This is a genomic window from Streptomyces toxytricini (assembly GCF_014649915.1).
In the GTDB taxonomy this organism is placed as follows: Bacteria; Actinomycetota; Actinomycetes; order Streptomycetales; family Streptomycetaceae; genus Streptomyces; species Streptomyces toxytricini.
The window spans coordinates 244,660-266,062 of sequence record NZ_BMTY01000006.1 but is presented as its reverse complement, the minus strand read 5'-3'; the positions used below and the strand labels follow the sequence as shown (position 1 = coordinate 266,062).

General features: G+C 76.2%; 20 protein-coding genes. 11 read left to right on the top strand and 9 right to left on the bottom strand.

The window, feature by feature from the left end:
• The first annotated feature begins 178 nt into the window (after nucleotides 1–178).
• From IE170_RS10150 to IE170_RS10140, 3 genes are all read left to right on the top strand, one after another.
• The gene (locus IE170_RS10150; RefSeq protein ID WP_189808975.1) at nucleotides 179–1,090 is read left to right on the top strand and encodes a glycerophosphodiester phosphodiesterase; all 912 of its coding nucleotides are present in this window, start codon (nucleotides 179–181) and stop codon (nucleotides 1,088–1,090) included.
• A gap of 65 nt (nucleotides 1,091–1,155) precedes the next feature.
• Complete coding sequence (locus tag IE170_RS10145; protein ID WP_189808974.1) at nucleotides 1,156–1,722, top strand: methylated-DNA--[protein]-cysteine S-methyltransferase; 567 nt, start codon at nucleotides 1,156–1,158, stop codon at nucleotides 1,720–1,722.
• Nucleotides 1,723–1,898: 176 nt separating this feature from the next.
• The gene (locus tag IE170_RS10140) at nucleotides 1,899–3,197 is read left to right on the top strand and encodes an MFS transporter (RefSeq protein WP_373298966.1); all 1,299 of its coding nucleotides are present in this window, start codon (nucleotides 1,899–1,901) and stop codon (nucleotides 3,195–3,197) included.
• Here the strand turns inward: IE170_RS10140 and IE170_RS10135 are convergent.
• Nucleotides 3,163–3,567 (bottom strand): cupin domain-containing protein, encoded by a 405-nt coding sequence (locus tag IE170_RS10135; RefSeq protein WP_189808973.1) that lies wholly within the window; start codon nucleotides 3,565–3,567, stop codon nucleotides 3,163–3,165. The two genes, IE170_RS10140 and IE170_RS10135, sit on opposite strands and share 35 nt — an antisense overlap.
• 152 nt (nucleotides 3,568–3,719) lie before the next feature.
• Here IE170_RS10135 and IE170_RS10130 point away from each other — a divergent pair, with 152 nt between their 5' ends.
• Both IE170_RS10130 and IE170_RS10125 read left to right on the top strand, forming a co-directional pair.
• Nucleotides 3,720–4,664, top strand: coding sequence for a pseudouridine-5'-phosphate glycosidase (locus IE170_RS10130; protein WP_189808972.1), 945 nt, complete (start codon nucleotides 3,720–3,722; stop codon nucleotides 4,662–4,664).
• Entirely contained in the window at nucleotides 4,661–5,590 is a 930-nt protein-coding gene (locus IE170_RS10125) for a carbohydrate kinase family protein (protein WP_189808971.1), read from the top strand. The genes IE170_RS10130 and IE170_RS10125 overlap by 4 nt, the downstream gene beginning before the upstream one ends.
• Before the next feature lie 56 nt (nucleotides 5,591–5,646).
• Here the strand turns inward: IE170_RS10125 and IE170_RS10120 are convergent, their stop codons facing one another.
• Nucleotides 5,647–6,291, bottom strand: a complete 645-nt coding sequence (locus IE170_RS10120; RefSeq protein WP_189808970.1) for a nucleoside/nucleotide kinase family protein — start codon at nucleotides 6,289–6,291, stop codon at nucleotides 5,647–5,649.
• A 93-nt stretch (nucleotides 6,292–6,384) separates the two neighbouring features.
• Here IE170_RS10120 and IE170_RS10115 point away from each other — a divergent pair, with 93 nt between their 5' ends.
• Nucleotides 6,385–7,830 (top strand): WGR domain-containing protein, encoded by a 1,446-nt coding sequence (locus IE170_RS10115; RefSeq protein WP_189808969.1) that lies wholly within the window; start codon nucleotides 6,385–6,387, stop codon nucleotides 7,828–7,830.
• A 79-nt stretch (nucleotides 7,831–7,909) separates the two neighbouring features.
• On the top strand, nucleotides 7,910–8,650 hold the full coding sequence (locus IE170_RS10110) for a DUF2293 domain-containing protein (protein WP_189808968.1): 741 nt from the start codon (nucleotides 7,910–7,912) through the stop codon (nucleotides 8,648–8,650).
• A 13-nt stretch (nucleotides 8,651–8,663) separates the two neighbouring features.
• Here the strand turns inward: IE170_RS10110 and IE170_RS10105 are convergent, their stop codons facing one another.
• A complete protein-coding gene (locus IE170_RS10105) occupies nucleotides 8,664–9,350 on the bottom strand; it encodes a chaplin (RefSeq protein ID WP_189808967.1) in 687 nt (228 codons plus the stop codon).
• A gap of 125 nt (nucleotides 9,351–9,475) precedes the next feature.
• Between IE170_RS10105 and IE170_RS10100 the strand changes: the two genes are divergently transcribed.
• Nucleotides 9,476–10,048, top strand: a complete 573-nt coding sequence (locus tag IE170_RS10100; RefSeq protein ID WP_189808966.1) for an HAD domain-containing protein — start codon at nucleotides 9,476–9,478, stop codon at nucleotides 10,046–10,048.
• Here IE170_RS10100 and IE170_RS10095 read toward each other — a convergent pair.
• Entirely contained in the window at nucleotides 10,029–11,243 is a 1,215-nt protein-coding gene (locus IE170_RS10095) for an SWIM zinc finger family protein (RefSeq protein WP_189808965.1), read from the bottom strand. The two genes, IE170_RS10100 and IE170_RS10095, sit on opposite strands and share 20 nt — an antisense overlap.
• Complete coding sequence (locus IE170_RS10090) at nucleotides 11,240–14,110, bottom strand: SCO1167/SCO6262 family helicase (RefSeq protein WP_189808964.1); 2,871 nt, start codon at nucleotides 14,108–14,110, stop codon at nucleotides 11,240–11,242. Before IE170_RS10090 ends, IE170_RS10095 begins: the two co-directional genes overlap by 4 nt.
• Before the next feature lie 241 nt (nucleotides 14,111–14,351).
• Between IE170_RS10090 and IE170_RS10085 the strand changes: the two genes are divergently transcribed.
• Nucleotides 14,352–14,618 (top strand): DUF6343 family protein, encoded by a 267-nt coding sequence (locus IE170_RS10085; protein WP_189808963.1) that lies wholly within the window; start codon nucleotides 14,352–14,354, stop codon nucleotides 14,616–14,618.
• A 22-nt stretch (nucleotides 14,619–14,640) separates the two neighbouring features.
• On the opposite strand, the gene IE170_RS10080 is transcribed toward IE170_RS10085, so the two are convergent.
• The 4 genes from IE170_RS10080 to rpsA all read right to left on the bottom strand — a co-directional run bounded on the left by IE170_RS10080 (nucleotide 14,641) and on the right by rpsA (nucleotide 18,457).
• Nucleotides 14,641–15,030: a tetratricopeptide repeat protein gene (locus IE170_RS10080; RefSeq protein WP_189808962.1), complete on the bottom strand. Its 390-nt coding sequence runs from the start codon at nucleotides 15,028–15,030 to the stop codon at nucleotides 14,641–14,643.
• A gap of 50 nt (nucleotides 15,031–15,080) precedes the next feature.
• On the bottom strand, nucleotides 15,081–15,707 hold the full coding sequence (coaE, locus tag IE170_RS10075; protein ID WP_189808961.1) for a dephospho-CoA kinase: 627 nt from the start codon (nucleotides 15,705–15,707) through the stop codon (nucleotides 15,081–15,083).
• Between the two features lie 75 nt (nucleotides 15,708–15,782).
• Nucleotides 15,783–16,721, bottom strand: a complete 939-nt coding sequence (locus IE170_RS10070) for a PAC2 family protein (RefSeq protein ID WP_189809029.1) — start codon at nucleotides 16,719–16,721, stop codon at nucleotides 15,783–15,785.
• 230 nt (nucleotides 16,722–16,951) lie between these two features.
• A complete protein-coding gene (gene rpsA / locus IE170_RS10065; protein ID WP_114057109.1) occupies nucleotides 16,952–18,457 on the bottom strand; it encodes a 30S ribosomal protein S1 in 1,506 nt (501 codons plus the stop codon).
• 353 nt (nucleotides 18,458–18,810) lie between these two features.
• On the opposite strand from rpsA, the gene IE170_RS10060 reads away from it, so the two are divergent.
• Nucleotides 18,811–19,677 carry a class I SAM-dependent methyltransferase gene (locus tag IE170_RS10060; RefSeq protein WP_189808960.1) on the top strand — a complete coding sequence of 289 codons (867 nt, stop codon included), beginning with the start codon at nucleotides 18,811–18,813 and terminating at the stop codon, nucleotides 19,675–19,677.
• 3 nt (nucleotides 19,678–19,680) lie between these two features.
• On the top strand, nucleotides 19,681–21,403 hold a 1,723-nt coding region (locus IE170_RS10055), incomplete at its 3' end, for a helicase-related protein (RefSeq protein ID WP_229884668.1).

The following is a 21,403-nucleotide window of genomic DNA, read 5'->3' as shown; positions in this document are numbered from 1 at the left end:
CGGGCGGCGCCGCGCCCCGCTCCCCCTTTCTGGTCCGTTTGTCGTAGTTCGGTGGCGGCCCGGTGATCTTCGAGCCCATGATCGCCCCAATGGACGCGGCAGTGGGTCACCACGGCAACGGCTGCCGTTCCGCGCCCGCCTGACGCAGCAGCAGGGTTCACGAACCGAGGGAGAACACATGTACCTCCGACCCGCCGCAGCGGCCGCCGCCGCCTTCCTGGGCTTCACCTTCACCGCGCTCGGCGGGACGTCCGCGGCGGCCGCCGCGGATCCGGGTGCCCCCGCCGCGGTGCCGGGCCTGCCCGGCCCCGTCGTGTACGCCCACCGGGGCGCCTCGGCGTACGCGCCCGAGAACACGCTGGCCGCGGTCGACGCGGCGGTGCGGCTGGGCTTCGACTGGGTGGAGAACGACGTCCAGCGGACCAGGGACGGCGAGCTCGTGGTGATCCACGACGACACCCTGGCCCGCACGACCGACGCCGAGGAGGTCTTCCCGGGCCGGGCGCCCTGGCGGGTGCGGGACTTCACGGCGGAGGAGATCTCCCGGCTCGACGCGGGCAGCTGGTTCGGCGCCTCCTTCGCCGGGGCCCGCGTCCCGACCCTGCGGGAGTACCTCGCCCGGGTGCAGCGCAACCGGCAGCGGCTGCTTCTGGAGATCAAGAAGCCGGAGCTCTACCCGGGCATCGAGGAGCAGACGCTGCGGGTGCTGGAGGAGGAGGGCTGGCTCGACACCGCCCACGTGCAGCGCCGGCTCGTGGTGCAGAGCTTCAGCGCCGACTGCGTCCGCCTCGTGCACGGGCTGCGGCCGGACGTGGTGACGGCCTTCCTGGGCACCCCGCCGGTGGCAGACCTGCCCGCGTACGCCGCGTTCACCGACCGCATCAACCCCTGGCACACCACCATCTCCGCCGAGTGGGTGGCCGCCGTGCACGGGCTGGTCGGGGCCCACGGCAGGGCGCTGGAGGTCGACACCTGGATCGTGGACGACGCCGTGACCGCGCGGAAGGTCCGGGACATGGGCGTGGACGGGATCATCTCGAACGCGCCGGACGTGGTGCAGGAGGCGGTGCTCGGCTCGCTCGTGCCCTGACCCCGGCCGGCGCCGCCGGTCCCGGAGGGGGCCGCGCTGTCGGCGCGCGCCCGTACGGTGGAGGGGTGGACACCACCGAGCGGCCGGACGGGCCGTACCTGGAATGGACCGTCGTCCCCAGCGGCATCGGACCGCTGCTGCTGGCCGCGACCCCGCAGGGCCTCGTCAAGGTCGGGTTCCACGCCGGCTCCGAGGACCGGGTCCGCGCGACGGTCGACGCGGTGGCCGCCCGGCTCGGCGCGCGGGCCCGGCGCCCGGAGCCGGGCGCGGAGGTGCTGCTCGCCGAGCCGGTGCGCAGGCTCGCCGGCTACTTCGCCGGATCCCTGCGCCGCTTCGACCTGCCGCTGGACTGGCGGCTGTGCACCGGCTTCAACCGGGAGGTCCTCCAGGAGCTGGACCGCTCCGTCCCGTACGGGTCGGTCGTCGGCTACGGGGAGCTGGCGGCCCGCGTCGGCCGGCCGGGCGGCGCCCAGGCCGTGGGGCACGCGATGGGGTCGAACCCGCTGCCGCTGGTGGTCGCCTGCCACCGGGTCGTGGAGAACGACGGGGGGATCGGCGGCTTCGGCGGCGGCGTCGAGACCAAGCGGGCACTGCTGGCGCTGGAGGGCGTCCTGCCGCAGCCGCTGTTCTGACCGGGCCGGACGCCGCTGCGCGGGAGTCCGCGGCCGCGGCGGGCGGTTCCGCCGCGGGGCGGCGGCTGGGAGACTGCTGCGGTGACCACTCCCGCCGCGCCAGGCCGCCCCGCCCTCCGCCCCGCACCGCTCCCGGCCCCGCAGCCCCTGCCGCTGCCGCACCGCGGGTGTCCGGCGTGAGCGCCGCACCCGGAGCCGGATCCGGAACCGCGGGGCCCGCGGCCGCCGCCGTGGACCCGGCGGAGCTGCCCCGGCTGCGCCGCCGCACCTCGTGGGTGCTGATCGCCTCCCAGGTCCTGGGCGGCGTCGGCGTGCCGATCAGCATCGCCCTGGCCCCGGTCCTCGCCACCGAGGTCGGGGGCAGCGAGGCCCTGTCCGGGTTCGCCTCGACCGCCTCGGTGATCGGAACGGCCGCCGTCTCGCTGCCGCTGGCCGCGCTGATGACCGCGCGGGGCCGCCGCCCGGGCCTCGTGCTCGCGTACGCGATCGGCGCCGCGGGCTCGGCGCTCGTCGTGCTGGCCGCCGTCGTCCGCAGCTTCCCGCTGCTGATGCTCGGCATGGCCGCCTTCGGGGCCGCCTCATTCGCCAACTTCCAGGCCCGGTTCGCCGCCGCCGACCTGGCCGCCCCTGACCACCGGGCGCGGGCCATCTCCGTGGTCGTCTGGGCGTCGACCCTCGGCGCCGTCCTCGGCCCGAACCTCTCCGCGCCCGCCAGCCGCAGCTTCGCCGGCACCTCCATACCCGCGACGGCGGGCCCCTTCGTGTGGGCCGGCGCCGTCTTCGTCCTCACCGGCCTGCTGCTCGCCGTCCTGCTGCGGCCGGACCCCCTGCTCACCGCCCGCGCGCTCGCCGGGCCCGACGGGCACGGGCACGCGGGCCACTCGCTGCGCGCCGGCATCGCGGCCGTCCGGGCCTCGGCGCGGGCCCGGGTGGCGCTGGTCGCCGTCGCCGTCTCGCACACCGCCATGGTCTCGATCATGGTGATGACCCCGGTCGACCTCGGCCACCACGGCGCCGGGCTGCACCTGATCGGCCTGGTGATCAGCGGGCACATCGCCGGCATGTTCGCCTTCTCCCCGGTGATGGGCTGGCTCGCGGACCGCCTCGGCCGGCTCTCCGTGATCGGCCTGGCCGCCGGGCTGCTGGCGCTCGCCGCACTGCTGGCCGGCACGGCGGGCCCGAACCACGGGCAGAGCGCCCTCGGCCTGTTCCTGCTCGGCCTCGGCTGGTCCGCCGGGCTCGTCTCCGGCTCCGCGCTGCTGACCGACTCGGTGCCGGCCGGTGCACGGGCCGCCGTCCAGGGCCTCAGCGACCTGACGATGAACACCTGCGCGGCGGTGGGCGGCGCCGCCTCCGGCCTGGTGATGTCCGCGGCCGGCTACGGCCGGCTGAACGCGATCGCCGCGGCGCTGCTGCTGCCGATGGCGGCGCTCGCCCTGCTCACGGCCCGCCGGCAGGCCGCGGCGCGGAAGTGATCTGGTAGACCTTGCGGAGGGTCTCGTGGACGGTCCACACCGTCCGGTCGCCCTCCCGCAGGACGCAGGCGGAGCCCGGCCCGACCTCCAGCGTCGCGCCGCCCTCGACCTCGACCGTCGCCCGGCCGCTGACGACCACGAACAGCTCGTCGGCCTCCGTGTCGGTGACCACCCCGGGGGTGATCTGCCAGATCCCGCGGACCTGGCTGCCGTCGGGCGACTCCCACAGCACCTTGCCGGTGACGACGGGGTTCCCGGAGAGGACCTGCGCGGGGTCGAGCTCCTCGGCTTCGAGTGCGGCGTCGGGGACGTCCGGCACGCTGACGGCGAAGGACGCGGAGGCCGCGGAGCTGTGATCACTGGTGCTCATGGGGCGCAGCGTAGTGCGGCGGGGGGCCGCTCCGGGCCGGCCGGAGTGTCCGGGTCCGCGCCGCGGAACGAGGCACTGTGTCGAGCGCCGCGCCCGCACCGGACCGGCCGCCGGGTGTTTGCCGATGCGGATCGGGTGCCATGGATGGGGACATGTCACAGCACTCAGCATCTGCGCCGCGGCCCGCCGGGCCCGTCCTGTCCGAAGAGGTCCGCGAGGCTGTCGAGCAGGGACAGCCGGTCGTGGCCCTGGAGTCCACGATCATCACGCACGGCCTGCCGCGGCCCCGCAACCTCGCGGTGGCCGCCGAGCTGGAGGCCGCCGTCCGCGCGGAGGGGGCCGTACCGGCGACGGTCGCGGTCGTCGACGGCGTGGCGCACGCGGGACTCGACAAGGACCAGCTGGAGCGGATCGCGGCCGGGGAGGGCGTACGCAAGCTCGGGCACCGGGACCTGCCCGCGGCCCTGGCGACGGGGGCGACCGGGGCGACGACCGTCTCGGCGACCGCGTTCCTCGCCGCGCGCGCCGGACTGCGCGTCTTCGCGACGGGCGGGCTGGGCGGCGTCCACCGGGGCTACGCGCAGACCCAGGACGAGTCTGCGGACCTGGGGCTGCTGGCCCGCACCCGGATCACGCTGGTGTGCGCGGGAGTGAAGTCGATCCTGGACGTGCCGGCCACGCTCCAGCGGCTGGAGACGCTCGGGGTGGCGGTCGTGGGGTACGGGACGGAACGTTTCCCCGGCTTCTACCTGGCCGACTCGGGCGAGCCCGTCGACTGGACCGTGCACCGCCCCGAGGAGGTGGCCCGGATGATGGCCGCACAGGACGCCCTGGGCGGACCGGAATCGGCCCTGGTCGTCGCCAACCCGGTGGCCGAGGCGGCCCAGCTGGATCCGCAGGTGCACGACCGGGTCCTGGCCGAGGCCCTCGACGAGGGCCGCAGGCGCGGCATCACCGGCCAGGCCGTGACCCCGTTCCTCCTGGACCACCTCGTACGGGCCACCGGCGGGGCCTCCCTGGAGGCCAACCTGGCGGCGGTACGGGGCAACGTGGTGCTCGGCGCCCGGATCGCGGCGGCCTGGGCGGCCCGCCCGTGACGGCGGCCGGCGGGCCCCCCGGCGGCGCGCCGCGGCCGGAGGCGCTGCTGGTCGTCGGGGACGTGGTGACGGACGTGGTCGCGGTGCACCCGGAGCCGCTGGCCCCGGCCACGGACACCGCCGCCCGCATCCGCACCCTGCCGGGCGGTGCCGGGGCGAACGCGGCCTGCTGGGCGGCCCACGCCGGCGCCCCGGAGGTGCGCCTGCTCGCCCGGGTGGGCTCGGAGTCGGCGCAGTGGCACGAGCGGGCGCTGCTGGCGGCCGGGGTGCGGCCGCGCCTGCTGATAGACGCGGCCGAGCCGACCGGGACGGTGGTCGCCCTGGTCGGCCGTGACTCGGAGCGGACCTTCCTCACCGACGGCGGGGCCGCGCTGCGGCTCGGCCCCGCGGACTGGTCGCCGGACCTGCTGGACGGGGTCGCGCACCTGCACCTGTCCGGCTACCTGTTCTTCGCGGACTCCGCCCGCGCCCTGGCTGCCGCGGCGCTGGCCGACGCCGTGGGGCGCGGGGTGCCGGTGAGCGTCGACCCGGCCTCGGCGGGCTTCCTCGCCGCGTTCGGCCCGGACCGCTTCCTGCGGGCCGCGGCGGGGCTCGGCGTCCTGCTGCCCAACGAGGACGAGGCCCTGCTGCTCGCCGGGCTGCCGGCCTCGGCGGGGACCGCGCGGGCCGCGGCGGAGCTGAGCCGGCGCGTGCCTCTGGTGGTGGCCACGCGGGGCGCGGCCGGTGCGCTGGTCGCCGAGGGCGGGCGGGTCGTCGCGGAGGTCCCGGCGGAGCCGGCCCGCGCGGTGGACTCCACGGGCGCCGGGGACGCGTTCACCGGCGGGTTCCTCGCGGCCCGGCTCGCGGGCGCCGATCCGGCCGGGGCGGCTCGGGCGGGCTGCCGGTCGGCGGCCCTGGCGGTGGCCCGGCTGGGCGGACGCCCGTGACGGCCGGGCGTCCGGGCGTCCGGGCGTCCGGGAGCCAGCAGTGGGCGTCCGGGCGGTCAGCGGCGCAGGCCGGTCCAGGCGGGGTGACGGGGGTCGTCGGCCCGGACGACGGCGTCGGCGAGGCCCGCGGGGTCGGTCTCGGCCTCGTAGCGGGCGAAGGCGGGCAGGGTCCAGCGCTCGGCCTCTCCCGTGCGGCGCGCCAGCGCCCCCGGGGAGAGGCGGATGTGCACGCTGAGGTCGAAGGGGAACCAGTGGCCCAGCAGCAGCGGCCCGTGCACGATGACCGCGGCGCCGGGCGGGAGTTCGGCGTAGGGGCTGCGGGTGGCGCGGTCGGTCGCCGGGTCCCACAGGTCGGGCAGGACCCGCCCGCTGCCGCCCGGGTCGGTCGGGCCGAACACCTCCCGCCACAGGGCTCCGGTGTCGTACCAGCCGGAGAGGTAGGAGTCGGCGTCCCGGCGGCCGTGCTCGAACCGCAGGGAGGCGGGCCTCAGGAACCCCTCGGCGGGGACGGTGAGGACGGCGCGGCCGCGGGCGCGCAGGGCGTCGGCGAGCAGGGCGGCGAGGCCGCCGGTGTCCGCGGCGGGCGCGCCGTCGATGCCGACGCGCTGCCAGGCCGGCGGGTCCTCGGCGGGCGCGCCCTCGTCCAGGTGGCCGGCGAGCCGCTCGGCCATCCGCTGCCAGGTGATCGGTTCCAGGTGCACGGCTCCCATTGTCAGTGCCCGCCCCTAGCTTCGTCCCCGAAGGGATCACCGGCGGGACGGAGCCGTCGGCCCGACCTTGGGGAGGGGTCTGTCATGGCTCGCGAGACCACGTACCTGGAGCTGTCGCAGGACGGCGGCGGGGCGCACAAGTTCTACGAGGTCGTCGTGGACGGCACCACCGTGGTGGTGCGGTACGGGCGCATCGGGGCCGCCGGCCAGGTCCAGCAGTCGTCGTTCCCGACCGCCGAGAGGGCGCGTGCTGCGGCCGCGAAGAAGATCGGCGAGAAGGTCCGCAAGGGGTACGCGCCAGCGGTCCGGGGGCAGCGCGCGGCGCGCCCGGTGACGCGCCGCCAGGTGGCCTCGGCACCCTCGACGGCGCGGGCGGTCGCCCCGGTGCTGTGGCGGTTCCGCACGGGTGCCTCGGCCTTCGGGATCCACGTCGACGAGGACCGCTGCTGGGTCGGCAACCAGGCGGGCGACGTCTACACGCTGAGCCACGGCGGCGAGGTGCTGGCCCGCTACTCGCTGCCGGACGGGGTCAAGTGCCTGGTGGCGGACGAGTTCTGGATCTACGCCGGGTGTGACGACGGCGCCGTGTACGACCTCTCCTCGAAAGTGCCGTTCAAGGCGTACGACATCGCGGAGGACGTCGACATCTTCTGGCTGGACATCCGCGAGGGCGTGCTGAACGTCGCGGACGCGAACGGCGGCCTGACGGTGATCGACCACGAGGACGAGTTCCAGTGGTCGCGGAAGTCGTCGGGGGCGCAGGCGTGGATGGTCCGGGCCGACGAGGACGCCGTGTACCACGGCCACGTGGACGGCGTCACCGCCTACGCACCCGACGGCAGCGGCGAGTTGTGGCACACGCGGACCAACGGGCAGGTGCTGTTCGGCTGGCAGGAGGACCACGCCGTCTTCGCGGGCACGGCCCGGCACTGCGTCCAGCGGCTGTCGAAGGAGACGGGCGCGCTGGAGGCGACGTTCCGGTGTGACGCGGCGGTGTACTCGTGCGCGACGTCGCCGGACGGCCGGCACGTCTTCGCGGGCGACTCGTCCTCGTCGGTGTACTGCTTCGACGCGGACGGGCGCCGGCTGTGGAAGCTCGGGACGGGCAGCGGCTCGGCGCTGTCCATGCAGTACCTGGACGAGCGGCTGTACCTGGTGACGACGGACGGCTCGCTGGTGTGCGTGGACGCGAGCGAGGCCGCGATCTCGGCGGCCCGGGAGGGCACGGTGCCGACGGCGGTGGACGTGAAGTCCGCGGCGGCGCTGCCCGTCTACACCCCGGCTGCCTCGGCGGCGGCCGTGGCGGTCGTCCCGGCGGCGGCCGCTCCGGTGGACGGAGTGGTGGTGGAGTGCGTCCAGCAGGGCGGGCGGCTGCGGGTGCACGTGGTGTCGGGCGGCTACGAGCCGTCGTGGAACGTGCAGTTCCCGCGGGGCATCAGGGAGCCGGGCGCCCGGTACCTGGTCGAGGGGCTGCATGCGGCCTCCGGCGGGTTCTACCGGGTCCGCGGCGAGATCCGCCGCCTGGTCTGAGCCCGGCCGGCCCGCGAGCCGGGGCAACGGGCCTGCGCGGCAAGGTGATAACCGGCCCGGACGGCGGTATCACACCGTCATGAGCCTGGTCGTGTTCGAGTCGGCGAAGCCGGTGCACTGCGCGCAGTGCCGCCGCGGCCCGCTGCGGCACCTGGTGCGCGAGGCCGGTGTGCCGCGCTGCCTGGACTGCGCGGACCTCGGGCACCTGGTCTACCTGCCGCGCGGGGACGCGGCGCTCACCCGGCGGGCCAGGGAGGGGAGTTCGCTGTCGGCGGTCGTCGTCCGCTTCAACAGGCGCCGCCACCGCCACGAGCGGCAGGGCGTCTACGTGGAGGACGCCGCGCTGGCCCGGGCGGAGCGGGCCTGCCTGGCTGACGCGGAGGCGCGGGCGCGCCGCCGCGAGCGGGACCGGCTGCGGCGGGCCGCCGAGGACGTCCGCTTCACGGCGGCGTTCGCCGCGGAGATCCTGCGGCTGTTCCCCGGCTGCCCGGCGGAGCGGGCGCAGGCCATCGCCGCGCACGCCTCGGTGCGGGGCAGCGGCCGGGTGGGGCGTACCGCGGCCGGCAGGGCCCTGGACGAGCCCGCCGTGTACGTGGCGGTGCGGGCGGCCGTGCGGCACACCGACACCGAGTACGACGCGCTGCTGATGGCGGGGGTGCCGCGGTTCGCGGCCCGCGCCCGGCTGGCCGCGCGGATCGATGCGGTCCTGGACGCCTGGCGCATCCCCCCGCAGCCCGCGGTCCCCGAGGCCGGGCCCGGCGTGACGGCGGCTCCGGATGCCGGCGCGGTGCCGGATGCCGCGGCGGCCGCCCCGCCCTGACCGGCGGTGCCGCCTACTGGACGCGGAACCGCCGGTACAGCAGCGCGCCACCGAGGAGGATGCCGCCCGCGGCGGGCGCGAGGTAGCCCATGCCGTCGGCGCCGGTGTGGGCGAGGGCCGGGCCCTTCGGCGGGGCGGCCTCGACCACCGGCTGCTCCTTCGGCGGCGCGACCGGCTGCGCCGGCTTGGCGGGCGTGACCGGCTTGACCGGCTTCGCCGGCTCGACCGGCTGCGGCGGCTTCGGCTGCTCGCCGTTGACGGAGCTGTTGCCGACGGAGGGGTTGCCGATGCCGACGACGTTCACGGAGTTGCCGCTGACGTTGACGGGGAGGGCGACCGGCAGCTGGATGCCGTTGCCGGAGACGACACCGGGCGACCCGGTCGCCCCGCCCTCCGCGTGGGAGCCGCCGCCGGTGCTGCTGCCCCCGGACGGAGAGGACGCCTTGCCCGAGCCGGTGTTGGCACAGCTGTTGCCGGCCGCCGGATTGAGCAGGCCCACGATGTTCACGGTGTTCCCGCACACGTTGACCGGGGTGTTCACGGGCAGCTGGATCAGGTTCCCGGACAGCAGCCCCGGCGAGCTCTTGGCCGAGCCGCTCGCGTCCGCGTCGGCATACGCGAAGCCGCTCACACCCGCGACCGCGAGTCCCCCTCCCGCGACCGCCGTCGCGATCAGGCCATTACGGCGACTGTGACGCATCAGATTCCCTGCCTTCCGGAGAAGTTCACGGGCCATGTACCCGCACCGGAACAACGCGGTAAACCCATTCGGGTTATAGAGGGGCAGGGCATTTCACCCGATCGAGTAGCGGGTATGGCCGTCCCATGACCCAGCGCCCGCTGCTCCTCCTCGACGTGGACGGCCCCCTCAACCCCTTCCGCTCGTACGCCGCGGGGCTCCGCGGCTACACCAGCCACCGCATGCACCCCTCGGTGTGGATGTCGTTCCGGCGCCCGAACTCCCGGTCGGCCCGCCGCGGCGCGCGCGTCCTGCTGCACCCCGGGCACGGCGCCCGGCTGCAGGCCCTGCCGTACGAACTGGTCTGGGCCACGACGTGGATGGACGAGGCCAACACGCTGGTCGCCCCGCACATAGGCCTGCCCGGCGACATCCCGTACATCGCATGGCCCGACCTGTTTGCACGCGACCCCCACGGGCTGTCCTGGAAGACCCGCACGCTCGTCGAGTGGGCTGCGGGCCGCCCCTTCGCCTGGGTGGACGACATGATCAACGCGCGGGACCGGGCGTGGGTCGCCGCCCACCACCCCGCGCCCGCGCTGCTGCTGCGCATCCACCCCCGCCGCGGGCTGCGCGACCGCGACTTCGCGGCCCTGCACGCCTGGGCCGACCGGCTCGGTCCGGCAGGGTCCGGCGGGGTCAGCCCGCCAGGGCGCTGACCGGGTCCGACGAGGGCCTGCCCGTCGGCCACCAGTCCTCGGCGCCCGGCCGGGACTCGTACGCGTACCAGAGCCCGTCACGGCCCAGCCGGAGCTGGCGCGTTGTGCAGGTGAGCCGGTTGCGCTCCGGGCGGAAGGAGCCCTGCGCGGCGGCGAGCAGCGCCGGGCGGGCCCGGTCGAAGGGGCCGGCCGGCGGATCCCAGGGCTCCTCCAGGGCGGCGAGGCCGGCCGGGCCGCCCTGCCGCCAGGCGGCCGCGGCCCGCGCCAGGTCCGTCGTGGTCCGCCCGGTGGCGCGGGCCAGCTCCCGGTAGAGGGTGCGGGCCGGCCCGGTGAGGCCGGCCGTGTGGTGGGCGGAGGCCAGCCGGACGGCGTCCTGCCACAGGCTGAGCCCGCCGAACGGGTCCTCGCCGGTGGCCAGCAGCGCCAGGGCCCGGGCGGCCGCGTCCGCGGCGAGCTGGTCCAGGGCCAGCGGGTCCGGTGCGCCCGGTATCGCGGGGTCGTGCGGCCAGCCGGGCGGCGCCGCGGGCGCGGCCGGGGCCGCCGCCGGGGCGGGGAGCGGCGGCAGCACCGTGCGGGCGAGGGCCGCGCGCGCCGGGACGCCGGGGAAGCCGGCCGCTGCGGCGGGCCGCTCCCGCGCGGCGTGGGCGGCGTTGCGGCGGGCCAGCTCGGCGGTCAGCTCCCGCTCGCCGCGGCCGCGCAGCAGGAGCAGGGCGAACGGGTCCTCGTCGAAGAGGCGGGCCGCCCGGTGGCACAGCGCCGCGGCGTGCTTGCACGGCGGCCGGCCGGTGTCGGGGCAGGAGCAGCGCGGCAGGAGCTCGCCCGGCCCTGGGAGGACGGACTCCGCCAGCACCCGCGGAACCTCCCGCTCCAGCAGGGCGGCCAGCGCCGCCGGATCGGCGGCGACGGCCTCCAGCAGCTCTTCCCACGCGGCTTCGGCGAGCACCCCGAGGCCCAGCTCCGTCCGGTACGGGCGCGCCCGGCTGCCCCGTACGTAGGCGACGATCCGGCCGGGCGTGACCGTGACGGCCTCGACGTGCCCCTCCGCCGCGTACGCCCGCCCCCGCGCCAGGCGCGCCGCGTCGGGCGCGGCCCGCTCCAGCGACGCCGCCCAGGCCCTGCCCCACCAGGTGGCCGCCTCCGCGCCGGCGGGGAGGGCGGCGAAGGTGCGGCGGCGGTCGTCCCGCGCGGTGATCATGCGGGCCTCCGCAGGGACACGAGGTCGGCGAGCTCACGGTCGGTCAGCTCGGTCAGCGCGGCCTCGCCCGATCCGAGCACCGCCTCGGCCAGCGCCCGCTTGGAGGCGAGGAGTTCGGCGATCCGGTCCTCGACGGTCCCCTCGGCGATGAGCCGGTGCACCTGCACGGGCCGCTCCTGGCCGATCCGGTGCGCCCGGTCGGTGGCCTGCTCCTCGACGGCCGGGTTCCACCAGCGGTCGAAGTGCACGACGTGCCCGGCGCGCGTCAGGTTCAGGCCCGTCCCCGCGGCCTTCAGCGACAGCAGGAACACCGGCACCTCCCCCGCCTGGAAGCCGCGCACCAGCTCCTCGCGCCGCGCGACCGGGGTGCCGCCGTGCAGGAACTGGTGCGGGATGCCCCGCGCCGCCAGGTGCCGCTCGATGATCCGGCCCATCGTCACGTACTGCGTGAACACCAGTACCGCCCCGTCCTCGGCGAGGATCGTGTCGAGCAGCTCGTCGAGCAGCGCCAGCTTCCCCGAGCGGTGCGCGATCCGGGGGCGCTCCTCCTTCAGGTACTGCGCGGGGTGGTTGCATATCTGCTTCAGCGACGCCAGCAGCTTCATGATCATGCCGCGGCGCTCCATCCCCCCGCTGCCCTCGATCACGGCCATCGCCTCGTCGACGGCGGCCCGGTACAGCGAGGCCTGCTCACGGGTGAGCGGCACGGGGTGGTCGGTCTCGGTCTTCGGCGGCAGTTCGGGCGCGATGCCGGGGTCGCTCTTGCGGCGGCGCAGCAGGAACGGCCGGACGAGCGCGGCGAGCCGGGCGACCGCTGCCTCGTTCCCGCCGTCCTCCTCCGACTGGTGCTCCACCGGCCGCGCGTGGCGCGCGCGGAACGCCGCCAGCGGGCCGAGCAGCCCCGGCGTCGTCCAGTCGAGCAGCGCCCACAGCTCGGAGAGGTTGTTCTCCACGGGCGTCCCGGTGAGCGCCACCCGCGCCGGGGCCGGGATGGTCCGCAGCGCCTTCGCGGTCGCCGAGTGCGGGTTCTTGACGTGCTGCGCCTCGTCCGCGACGACCAGGCCCCACGGCTGGGCGGCCAGCCGGGCGGCGGCGGCCCGCATCGTCCCGTACGTGGTGAGGACGAACCCGCCGGCCAGGCCGTCGAGGCTGCGGTCGCCGCCGTGGAAGCGGCGCACGGGCACGCCGGGCGCGAACTTCTCGATCTCCCGCTGCCAGTTGCCGAGCAGCGAGGCCGGGCACACGACCAGCGTCGGCTCGGGGCGGTCGCGGTGCAGGTGGAGCGCGATCAGCGTGACGGTCTTGCCGAGGCCCATGTCGTCGGCGAGGCAGCCGCCGAGCCCGAGCGAGGTCATCAGGTCCAGCCAGGCCAGGCCGCGGGCCTGGTAGTCCCGCAGGGTGGCCTTCAGGCCGGGCGGCTGCGGCAGCGGTGCGAGCTCGGCGGTGAGCCGGTCGCGCAGCGCCGCGAGCGCGCCGACGGGGACGGCCTCCACCGGCTCGCCGTCGGCCTCGGCGGTCCCGGTGAGGACGGCGGTCAGCGCGTCCACCGGATCCAGCAGGCCGAGGTCGCGTTTGCGGGCCTTGCGGACGAGCTCCGGGTCGACGCGCACCCACTGGTCGCGCAGCCGGACCACCGGGCGGTGGGCGTCGGCGAGGGCGTCCATCTCGGAGGGGGTGAGCCGGTCGCCGCCGAGGGCGATCTCCCAGGAGAACGCGAAGAGGTGCGCGGCGTCGAAGAAGGCCGTGCCGTCGATGGCGGAGCCGGGGGCCGTGGCCCGGACGGTCGCCGTCGCGGTGAGCGTACGGGCGAGCTCGCGCGGCCAGTGGACGGGGACGCCGGCGGCGGCGAGCCGGTCCGCGGCGGTGCCGAGCAGGTCCTCCAGCTCGGGGTCGGACAGGGCGAGCGCGTCGGGGGCGGGCTGGTCCAGCAGCCGCAGCAGCGGCGGCCAGACGCGGGCGGCCCGGCGCAGGGCGAGGACGGCGTCGATCCGGGCGCGGGGCCCGAACCCGGCGGGCGCGGTGCCCGCCCACAGCGCTCCGGCGTCGGTGACGAGCGTCGGGTCGGACAGGCTGTGCACCTGGACGACGGCGGCCCCGGCCCGGCGGACCTCGGCCTGCGGGGCGCCTTCGGAGTCGGGGGCTGGGTCCGGTCCGGTGTCGTCGAAGAGGCTGAAGGAGGACAGGTCCAGCCGCAGCGACAGCCCTACCCCCGCGTCGGCGCCGTCGGCGATCCGGGCCGCCCAGTCGCGCAGCGCGGGCACCCTCTGCGGCTCCTGCGCGGCGAACGGCAGCCCGGCGGCGACGGGCGCGGCCGGGGTGCGCGGCAGGCAGTCGGCGACGGCGTCGAGGAACGCCCGGACCAGCGCCTCCGGCTCGGGCAGCGAGACGGGGCGGCGGCCGGGCAGCGGCACTGCGTGGCCTTCGGCGGGCAGGGCGGCGGCGACCGCGCGCAGCGCCGCGACGTCCTCGGCGGCGAGGGGGCCGGCCCGCCAGGCGTCGGTGTCGTCGGCGGTGAGGCCGGGCAGCAGGCGGCCCCGGGTGACGAGGGCGAGCGCCTGCGTGGCGGCGGTGGCCCAGGCCCGGGTGGCGGGGTGGGCGGCCGGGCTGCGGGCGGCGCGGACGAGCAGCGGCAGCGCCCCGGCCACGGGCAGGACCACGGCGGGCACGACGCGGGTGCGCACGCCCCTGCCGTGCGGGCGGACGACGTCGATCAGTGCGGCCTCGGCGTCGGGGATCCCCGCGGCGTCGGGCAGCGGGGCGCCCTCCGGGGACCAGAAGGCCAGGCGGCCGCGGCGCGGGACCGGATCGGGCAGGAAGACGGCCGGGTGGGGCAGCAGGGCGTACGGGGGCGGCCCGGGTGTCGACACGCTGCCTCCTCGCCTGCTCCGGCCGGGCCCCTGCCCGGGTCTTCGGCCCGGCTCGGCAATCGGGCCGGATCTGCTCTGCCGAGTGTAGGCGCGGGCAGTGACAACGCCGCTGAACCGGCCTTTCACCGGCGCACGGCACGCGTCCGGGGCCTCGGTGGGACGATGGAGACCGAGGGCCGGCAGGCCCGGAGCGACCGACCGGGCGGCGCCGGCGACGGGCGAGGCGATGAGGCGGTGGCCCATGCGTTCCGGTAACGAGCCCGTGACCGCCCGCAGCCCGCTGCGTCTGCGGTTCTGGCTGAGCCTGTGGGGGCTGGTGTGGGCGGGGGCGGGCGCGGCGCTGTTCGCGCTGGCGGACCGGCCCGGGTGGGCGGCGTTCTGCGCAGTGGTCGCCCTGTTGGCGGCCGTCGACCTGCTGGTGGTGGTCCGCCGCATCCGGCAGGGCCCGCACTACCAGCCGGGCCGCGACATCCCGCCGTACGAGCCCCCGGCGGGCCCGCGCCCGTAGCCCCCGCACTCCCCCCGGCCTGCTACTGCTCGAAGCGGGCGGCGGCGAGGTAGTCGGGTTGCGGGTCGAGGGCGGCGGCGAGCCGGAAGTGCTTGCGGGCCTGCTCGTGCCGCCCGGAGCGCTCGTGGGTGCGGGCGAGCGCGAAGTGCGCGAAGGCGTTGTCCGGCTCGCGCTCCAGCACCAGCTCGAACTCCCGCTCGGCGCGCCGCAGCTGGGCGGAGGCGAAGAAGGCCCGGGCGCGCAGCAGCCGGGCCGCGGTGCTTTCGGGGTGGGCGGCGATGACCGAGTCGAGGAGCTTCACCGCGCCGCGCGGGTCGCGGGCGGCCAGCAGCCGTTCGGCGGCCCGGTAGTCGATGACGTGGGTCTCCGGGGACGGATCGGCCGGCGCGGCGGGCGGCGTGGTATCGGACACGGTGTGCTCCTTCCCTCTCCCCCGGCCCTAAACGCGGGGCTCGCGGGCGCCTATTCCGTGCCGGGCGCGGCTCCCGCGGCCGCGGCGGCCCGGGCGGTGAGCTCCTCCCAGACCTTGCGGACCTGCGGTTCGAGTGCTTCGAGCGGGCCGTCGTTGTCGATGACGAGGGTCGCGACGGCCAGCCGCTGCTCCCGGGTGGCCTGGGCGGCCATCCGGGCGCGGGCCTCGTCCTCGGCCATGCCGCGCAGGGAGGTCAGCCGGGCGAGCCGGGTCTGCGGCGCCGCGTCCACGACGACGACCAGGTCGTACAGCGGGGCGAGGCCGTTCTCGGTGAGGAGCGGCACGTCGTGCACGACGATCGCGCCGGGCCCGGCGGCGGCTTCGAGTTCGGCGGACCGGGCCCTGACCAGTGGGTGCACGATGCCGTTCAGCACCTTGAGCTTCTCCGGGTCGGCGAAGACGACCGCTCCGAGGCGGGGCCGGTCGAGGGTGCCGTCGGGGGCGAGGACCGACTCGCCGAAGGCCGCTACGACGGCCGCGAGACCGGGGGTTCCCGGTTCCACGACCTCGCGGGCGATGCGGTCGGCGTCGACGACGACCGCCCCGTACTCCGCGAGCAGCCGCGAGACCGCGCTCTTGCCGGCACCGATTCCGCCTGTCAGGCCCACCCTCAGCATGCCCAGCAGCGTAGCCGCTGCCGGCCCGGTGCAGGAGACCCGGCCCCCGCCTCCCTCCCCGCCCTGCGCCTCCTCCTACGCCTCGCCTTCGCGCTCCGCCAGGAACCGCTCGAACTCCCGGCCGATCTCGTCGGCCGTGGGGATCTCCGCCGGTTCGGCGATCATGTTGCCGCGGGTTTCGGCGCCGGCCGCGGCGTCGTACTGGTGCTCCAGGCCGCGGACGAGGGAGACCAGTTCGTCGTCGCCCTCGCGGATCTGCCGGTCGATCTCCGTCTGCGTGCGGTGCGCCTCGGTGCGCAGGGCGTGTGCGACGCCGGGCAGGACCAGGCCGGTCGCCGCGGTGATCGCCTCCAGGACGGTCAGGGCGGCGTCCGGGTAGGGCGAGCGGGCGATGTAGTGCGGTACGTGCGCGGCGACGCCCAGGACGTCGTGCCCGGCCTGGGCGAGGCGGAACTCGACGAGCGATTCCGCGCTGCCGGGCACCTGGGCCTCGTCGAAGGGGCTGTTGTGGCCGGGCATCAGGTCGGTCCGGTTGCCGTGCGGGGTGATGCCGACGGGCCGGGTGTGCGGGACGCCCATGGGGATGCCGTGGAAGTTGACGGAGAGCCGGACGCCCAGGCGCTCGACGATCTGCCGGACGGCGGCGGCGAAGCGCTCCCACTCCACGTCCGGCTCGGGGCCGGAGAGCAGCAGGAAGGGCGCGCCGGTGGCGTCCTGCACGAGGCGGACCTCCAGGCGGGGCTCCTCGAAGGAGGACCAGTGGTCGCGCCGGAAGGTCAGCAGGGGGCGCCGGGCCCGGTAGTCGACCAGCCGGTCGGCGTCGAAGCGGGCCACGACCTGGTGGGGCAGCGTGTCCAGGAGCCGCTCGACGATCTGCTCGCCGGTCTCGCCGGCGTCGATGTACCCCTCGAAGTGGTAGAGCATGACCAGTCCGGCCGAGTCCTGGGCGAGCGCCAGGTCGGCCACCGCCAGCCCCTTGGCGTCCCATTCGTACAAACCCTGTGGATCAAGCACTGTCACCGCTCCTCCTCGCCTCGTTCTCTGGGAGGAACGTCCGAGGGGGCCGCACCATTCCCCGTTCGGCCGCATTCGCGGGGCGCGAGCCCGGTCGGGCCTGGCCGCTGCCGGGCGGGTGCCGTCCGAGCCGGGGCAGCAGCAAGGCCCGCCCCCTCGGAAGGGGACGGGCCTTGCGTTCAGCTCAGCTCACCGCCGGTTCGCGCCGGCGGCGCGGTGCGCTGCTGCGATCAGCTCTGGCCGCCGGCCAGCTTCTCGCGGAGCGCGGCCAGGGCCTCGTCGGAGGCCAGGGCGCCCGAGGTCTCGTCCGACTCGGAGGAGTACGAACCACCCGAGATGCCCGCACCGGCGTTGCCGGCGGCCGGGGCGGCAGCACCCTCGGCAGCGGCGGCCTCGTCGGCCTCGCGGCTCTTGATGACCTGCGCCTGGTGCTGCTCGAAGCGGCTCTGCGCCTCGGCGTACTGACGCTCCCAGGTCTCGCGCTGGGTCTCGTAGCCCTCGAGCCAGTCGTTGGTCTCGGGGTCGAAGCCCTCGGGGTAGATGTAGTTGCCCTGGTCGTCGTAGGACGCGGCCATGCCGTACAGGGTCGGGTCGAACTCGACCGACGCCGGGTCGGCACCGAAGGACTCGTTGGCCTGCTTCAGGGACAGCGAGATCCGGCGACGCTCGAGGTCGATGTCGATGACCTTGACGAAGATCTCGTCGTTGACCTGGACGACCTGCTCCGGGATCTCCACGTGGCGCTCGGCCAGCTCGGAGATGTGGACCAGGCCCTCGATGCCCTCGTCGACGCGGACGAACGCACCGAACGGAACCAGCTTGGTGACCTTGCCGGGGACGACCTGGCCGATCTGGTGGGTCCGGGCGAACTGCTGCCACGGGTCTTCCTGGGTCGCCTTCAGCGACAGGGAGACGCGCTCGCGGTCCATGTCGACGTCGAGGACCTCGACGGTGACCTCCTGGCCGACCTCGACGACCTCGGACGGGTGGTCGATGTGCTTCCAGGACAGCTCGGAGACGTGGACGAGGCCGTCGACGCCGCCCAGGTCCACGAAGGCACCGAAGTTGACGATCGAGGAGACGACGCCGGAGCGGACCTGACCCTTCTGCAGGGTGGTGAGGAACGTCTGGCGGACCTCGGACTGGGTCTGCTCGAGCCAGGCGCGGCGGGACAGGACCACGTTGTTGCGGTTCTTGTCCAGCTCGATGATCTTGGCCTCGAGCTCCTTGCCCACGTAGGGCTGGAGGTCGCGGACGCGGCGCATCTCGACCAGGGAGGCCGGGAGGAAGCCGCGGAGGCCGATGTCGAGGATGAGACCACCCTTGACGACCTCGATGACGGTACCGGTGACGATGCCGTCCTCTTCCTTGATCTTCTCGATGGTGCCCCAGGCACGCTCGTACTGGGCGCGCTTCTTCGAGAGGATCAGGCGGCCTTCCTTGTCCTCCTTCTGGAGGACGAGGGCCTCGATCTCGTCGCCGACCTTGACGACCTCGTTCGGGTCGACGTCGTGCTTGATCGAGAGCTCGCGGCTCGGGATGACGCCTTCGGTCTTGTAACCGATGTCGAGCAGGACCTCGTCCCGGTCGACCTTCACGATGACGCCGTCGACGATGTCGCCGTCGTTGAAGTACTTGATCGTCTCGTCGATCGCGGCGAGGAAGGCTTCCTCGTTACCGATGTCGTTGACCGCAACCTGCGGGGTGGTGGCGGTGGTCTCGGTGCTGCTCGTCATGTGGGAAAGGGCTCCGGTACGGACATTGAAGTCGTAGGTACTGCTACGCCGGGAGCCCTTATCGGCATCTGCCGAAGAAGCCGGACAGCCAAGGAAGCCCGCAACCCGTAAGGGGTGCCGGGCCTCGAGAACCGAGGGGACATCAACAGATGCAAGCGCAGCCTGCTAGGTCTGAGGAGCACAGGCTCGCAGCGCAACTTGTAGCATACGGGGGCGGCCGGACAGGGTCAATGCGCGAACGGGCACACCCCGGGCGGATCACCGCACAACAGGCACAATTCCTTGCCGGGCAGGCGCCGATGGCCTCCCCTGCTTCATCACCGCAGACTCCGCAGACTACGACGACGGGCCCCATGAACCAAGAGGACTACGTCCCCGAACACGCGCACGATACCGCCGCCGCGGAGGACGCCGAGGCCACCCGCCGCCACGCCGGCGATGCCGAGAGCAGCCGGGCCAGCCGCGGCTGGTGGGACCGCAACGCGGACGAGTACCAGAGCGAGCACGGCGCGTTCCTCGGCGACGACCGCTTCGTGTGGGGCCCCGAGGGCCTGGACGAGGCCGACGCCGCCCTGCTCGGCCCGGCCTCCTCCCTCGCCGGCAAGGACGTCCTGGAGATCGGCGCCGGCGCCGCCCAGTGCTCGCGATGGCTCGCCGCGCAGGGCGCCCGCCCGGTCGCCCTCGACCTCTCGCACCGCCAGCTCCAGCACGCCCTGCGCATCGACGGCGGCGCGGTCCCCCTGGTGGAGGCGGACGCGGGCCGGCTGCCCTTCCGCGACGGCTCCTTCGACCTGGCCTGCTCCGCGTACGGGGCGGTGCCCTTCGTCGCCGACCCGGTGAACGTGATGCGCGAGGTGCACCGCGTGCTGCGGCCCGGCGGCCGCTGGGTCTTCTCCGTCACCCACCCGATCCGCTGGGCGTTCCCCGACGAGCCGGGCCCCGAGGGCCTGTCCGTGTCCGCCTCGTACTTCGACCGGACCCCGTACGTCGAGCAGGACGAGCAGGGGCGCGCCGTGTACGTGGAGCACCACCGCACCCTCGGCGACCGGGTCCGGGACGTCGTCGCCGGCGGGTTCCGGCTGGTCGACCTGGTGGAGCCGGAGTGGCCCGCCTGGAACACACAGGAGTGGGGCGGCTGGTCGCCGCTGCGCGGGCACCTGATCCCCGGCACCGCGGTCTTCGTGTGCGAGCGGGACGACGCCGCCCGGGGCGGGGCCTGAGCCGTGCCCGTGCGCACCGCCGCCCTCGACGCCCTGCCCGTGCGCGGGGCCGTGCCCGCGCTGCTTTCCGCGCTGGACGGCCACGGCACGGCCGTGCTGTGCGCCCCGCCCGGCACCGGCAAGACCACCCTCGTCCCGCTGGTCCTGGCCGGGCTGGTCGGCGACGGGCCGCCGCGCCGGGTCGTCGTCGCCGAGCCGCGGCGGATCGCCGCCCGGGCGGCGGCGCGCCGGATGGCGTGGCTGCTGGGCGAGGAGGCCGGAGGCTCCGTCGGGTTCACCGTGCGCGGGGAGCGGGTGGCCGGCCCGGGCACGCGCGTCGAGGTCGTCACGACCGGTGTGCTGCTCCAGCGCCTCCAGCGGGACCAGGAGCTGGCCGGCGTGGACGCCGTCGTCCTCGACGAGTGCCACGAGCGGCACCTGGACGCGGACACCGCCGCCGCGTTCCTGCTGGACGTGCGGGAGGCGCTGCGGCCCGGGCTGCGGCTGGTGGCCGCGTCCGCGACGACCGACGCGGAGGGCTGGTCGCGGCTGCTCGGCGGCGCCCCGGTGGTGCGGGCGGAGGGTGTCTCGTACCCGGTGGAGACGGTGTGGGCCCCGCCGGCCCGGCCGGTGCGCCCGCCGCACGGGATGCGGGTGGACCCGGCGCAGCTGGCGCACGTCGCGGCGGTGGTGCGGCGGGCGCTCGCGGAGCGCGAGGGGGACGTGCTGTGCTTCCTGCCGGGCGTCGGGGAGATCGCCCGGGTCGCCGGGCTGCTCGGCGGCGCGGGGGCGGAGGTCCTCCAGGTGCACGGGCGGGCGCCGGCGGCGGTGCAGGACGCGGTGCTGGCGCCGCGCGCCGGCGGCGGCCGGCGGGTGGTCCTCGCGACGTCGGTCGCGGAGTCGAGCCTGACCGTGCCGGGGGTCCGCGTGGTCGTGGACTCCGGGCTGGCGCGCGAGCCGCGCACGGACCACGCCCGCGGGCTGGGCGCGCTGACGACCGTACGGGCCTCCCGGGCGGCGGCCCGGCAGCGGGCCGGGCGGGCCGGCCGGGAGGCGCCGGGCACGGTGTACCGGTGCTGGTCGGAGGCGGAGCACGGGCTGCTGCCGGCGTTCCCGGCGCCGGAGATCCGGCTGGCGGACCTGGCGGGGTTCGCGCTGCACGCGGCCTGCTGGGGCGATCCCGACGCGTCCGGGCTGGCGCTGCTGGACCCGCCGCCGGCCGGGGCGCTGGCCGCCGCGCGGGCGGTGCTGGCGTCGGTCGGCGCGGTGGACGGCGCGGGCCGGGCCACCCCGCGCGGGGCGCGCATGGCCCGCCTCGGCCTGCACCCGCGGCTGGCCCGCGCCCTGGTGGACGGCCCGGCCGCGGCCGGCGCCGCCGGGCCGGGAGCGGTGCGGCGGGTCGCCGAGGTGGTGGCGCTGCTGAGCGAGGAGCCGCCGCGGGAGTACGGGGACGACCTGGTGGCGGCATGGCGGAGGGCCGCCGCGGGCGGTGATGCCTACGCGGCACGGTGGCGGGCGGAGGCGGGGCGCCTGGCCGCCCTCGCCGCGACGGAGCCCTCCAGGACGGCGGGCAGCGCGGGCAGCGCGGGCAGCGCGGGCAGCGCGGGCAGCGCGGGCAGCGCGGGCAGCGCGGGCAGCGCGGGCAGCGCAAGCGGCACGGGCAGCACGGGCGGCAAGAGCAGCGCGGGCGGCGCAAGCGGCACGGGCAGCGCGGGCGGCGCAAGCGGCACGGGCAGCGCGGGCAGCG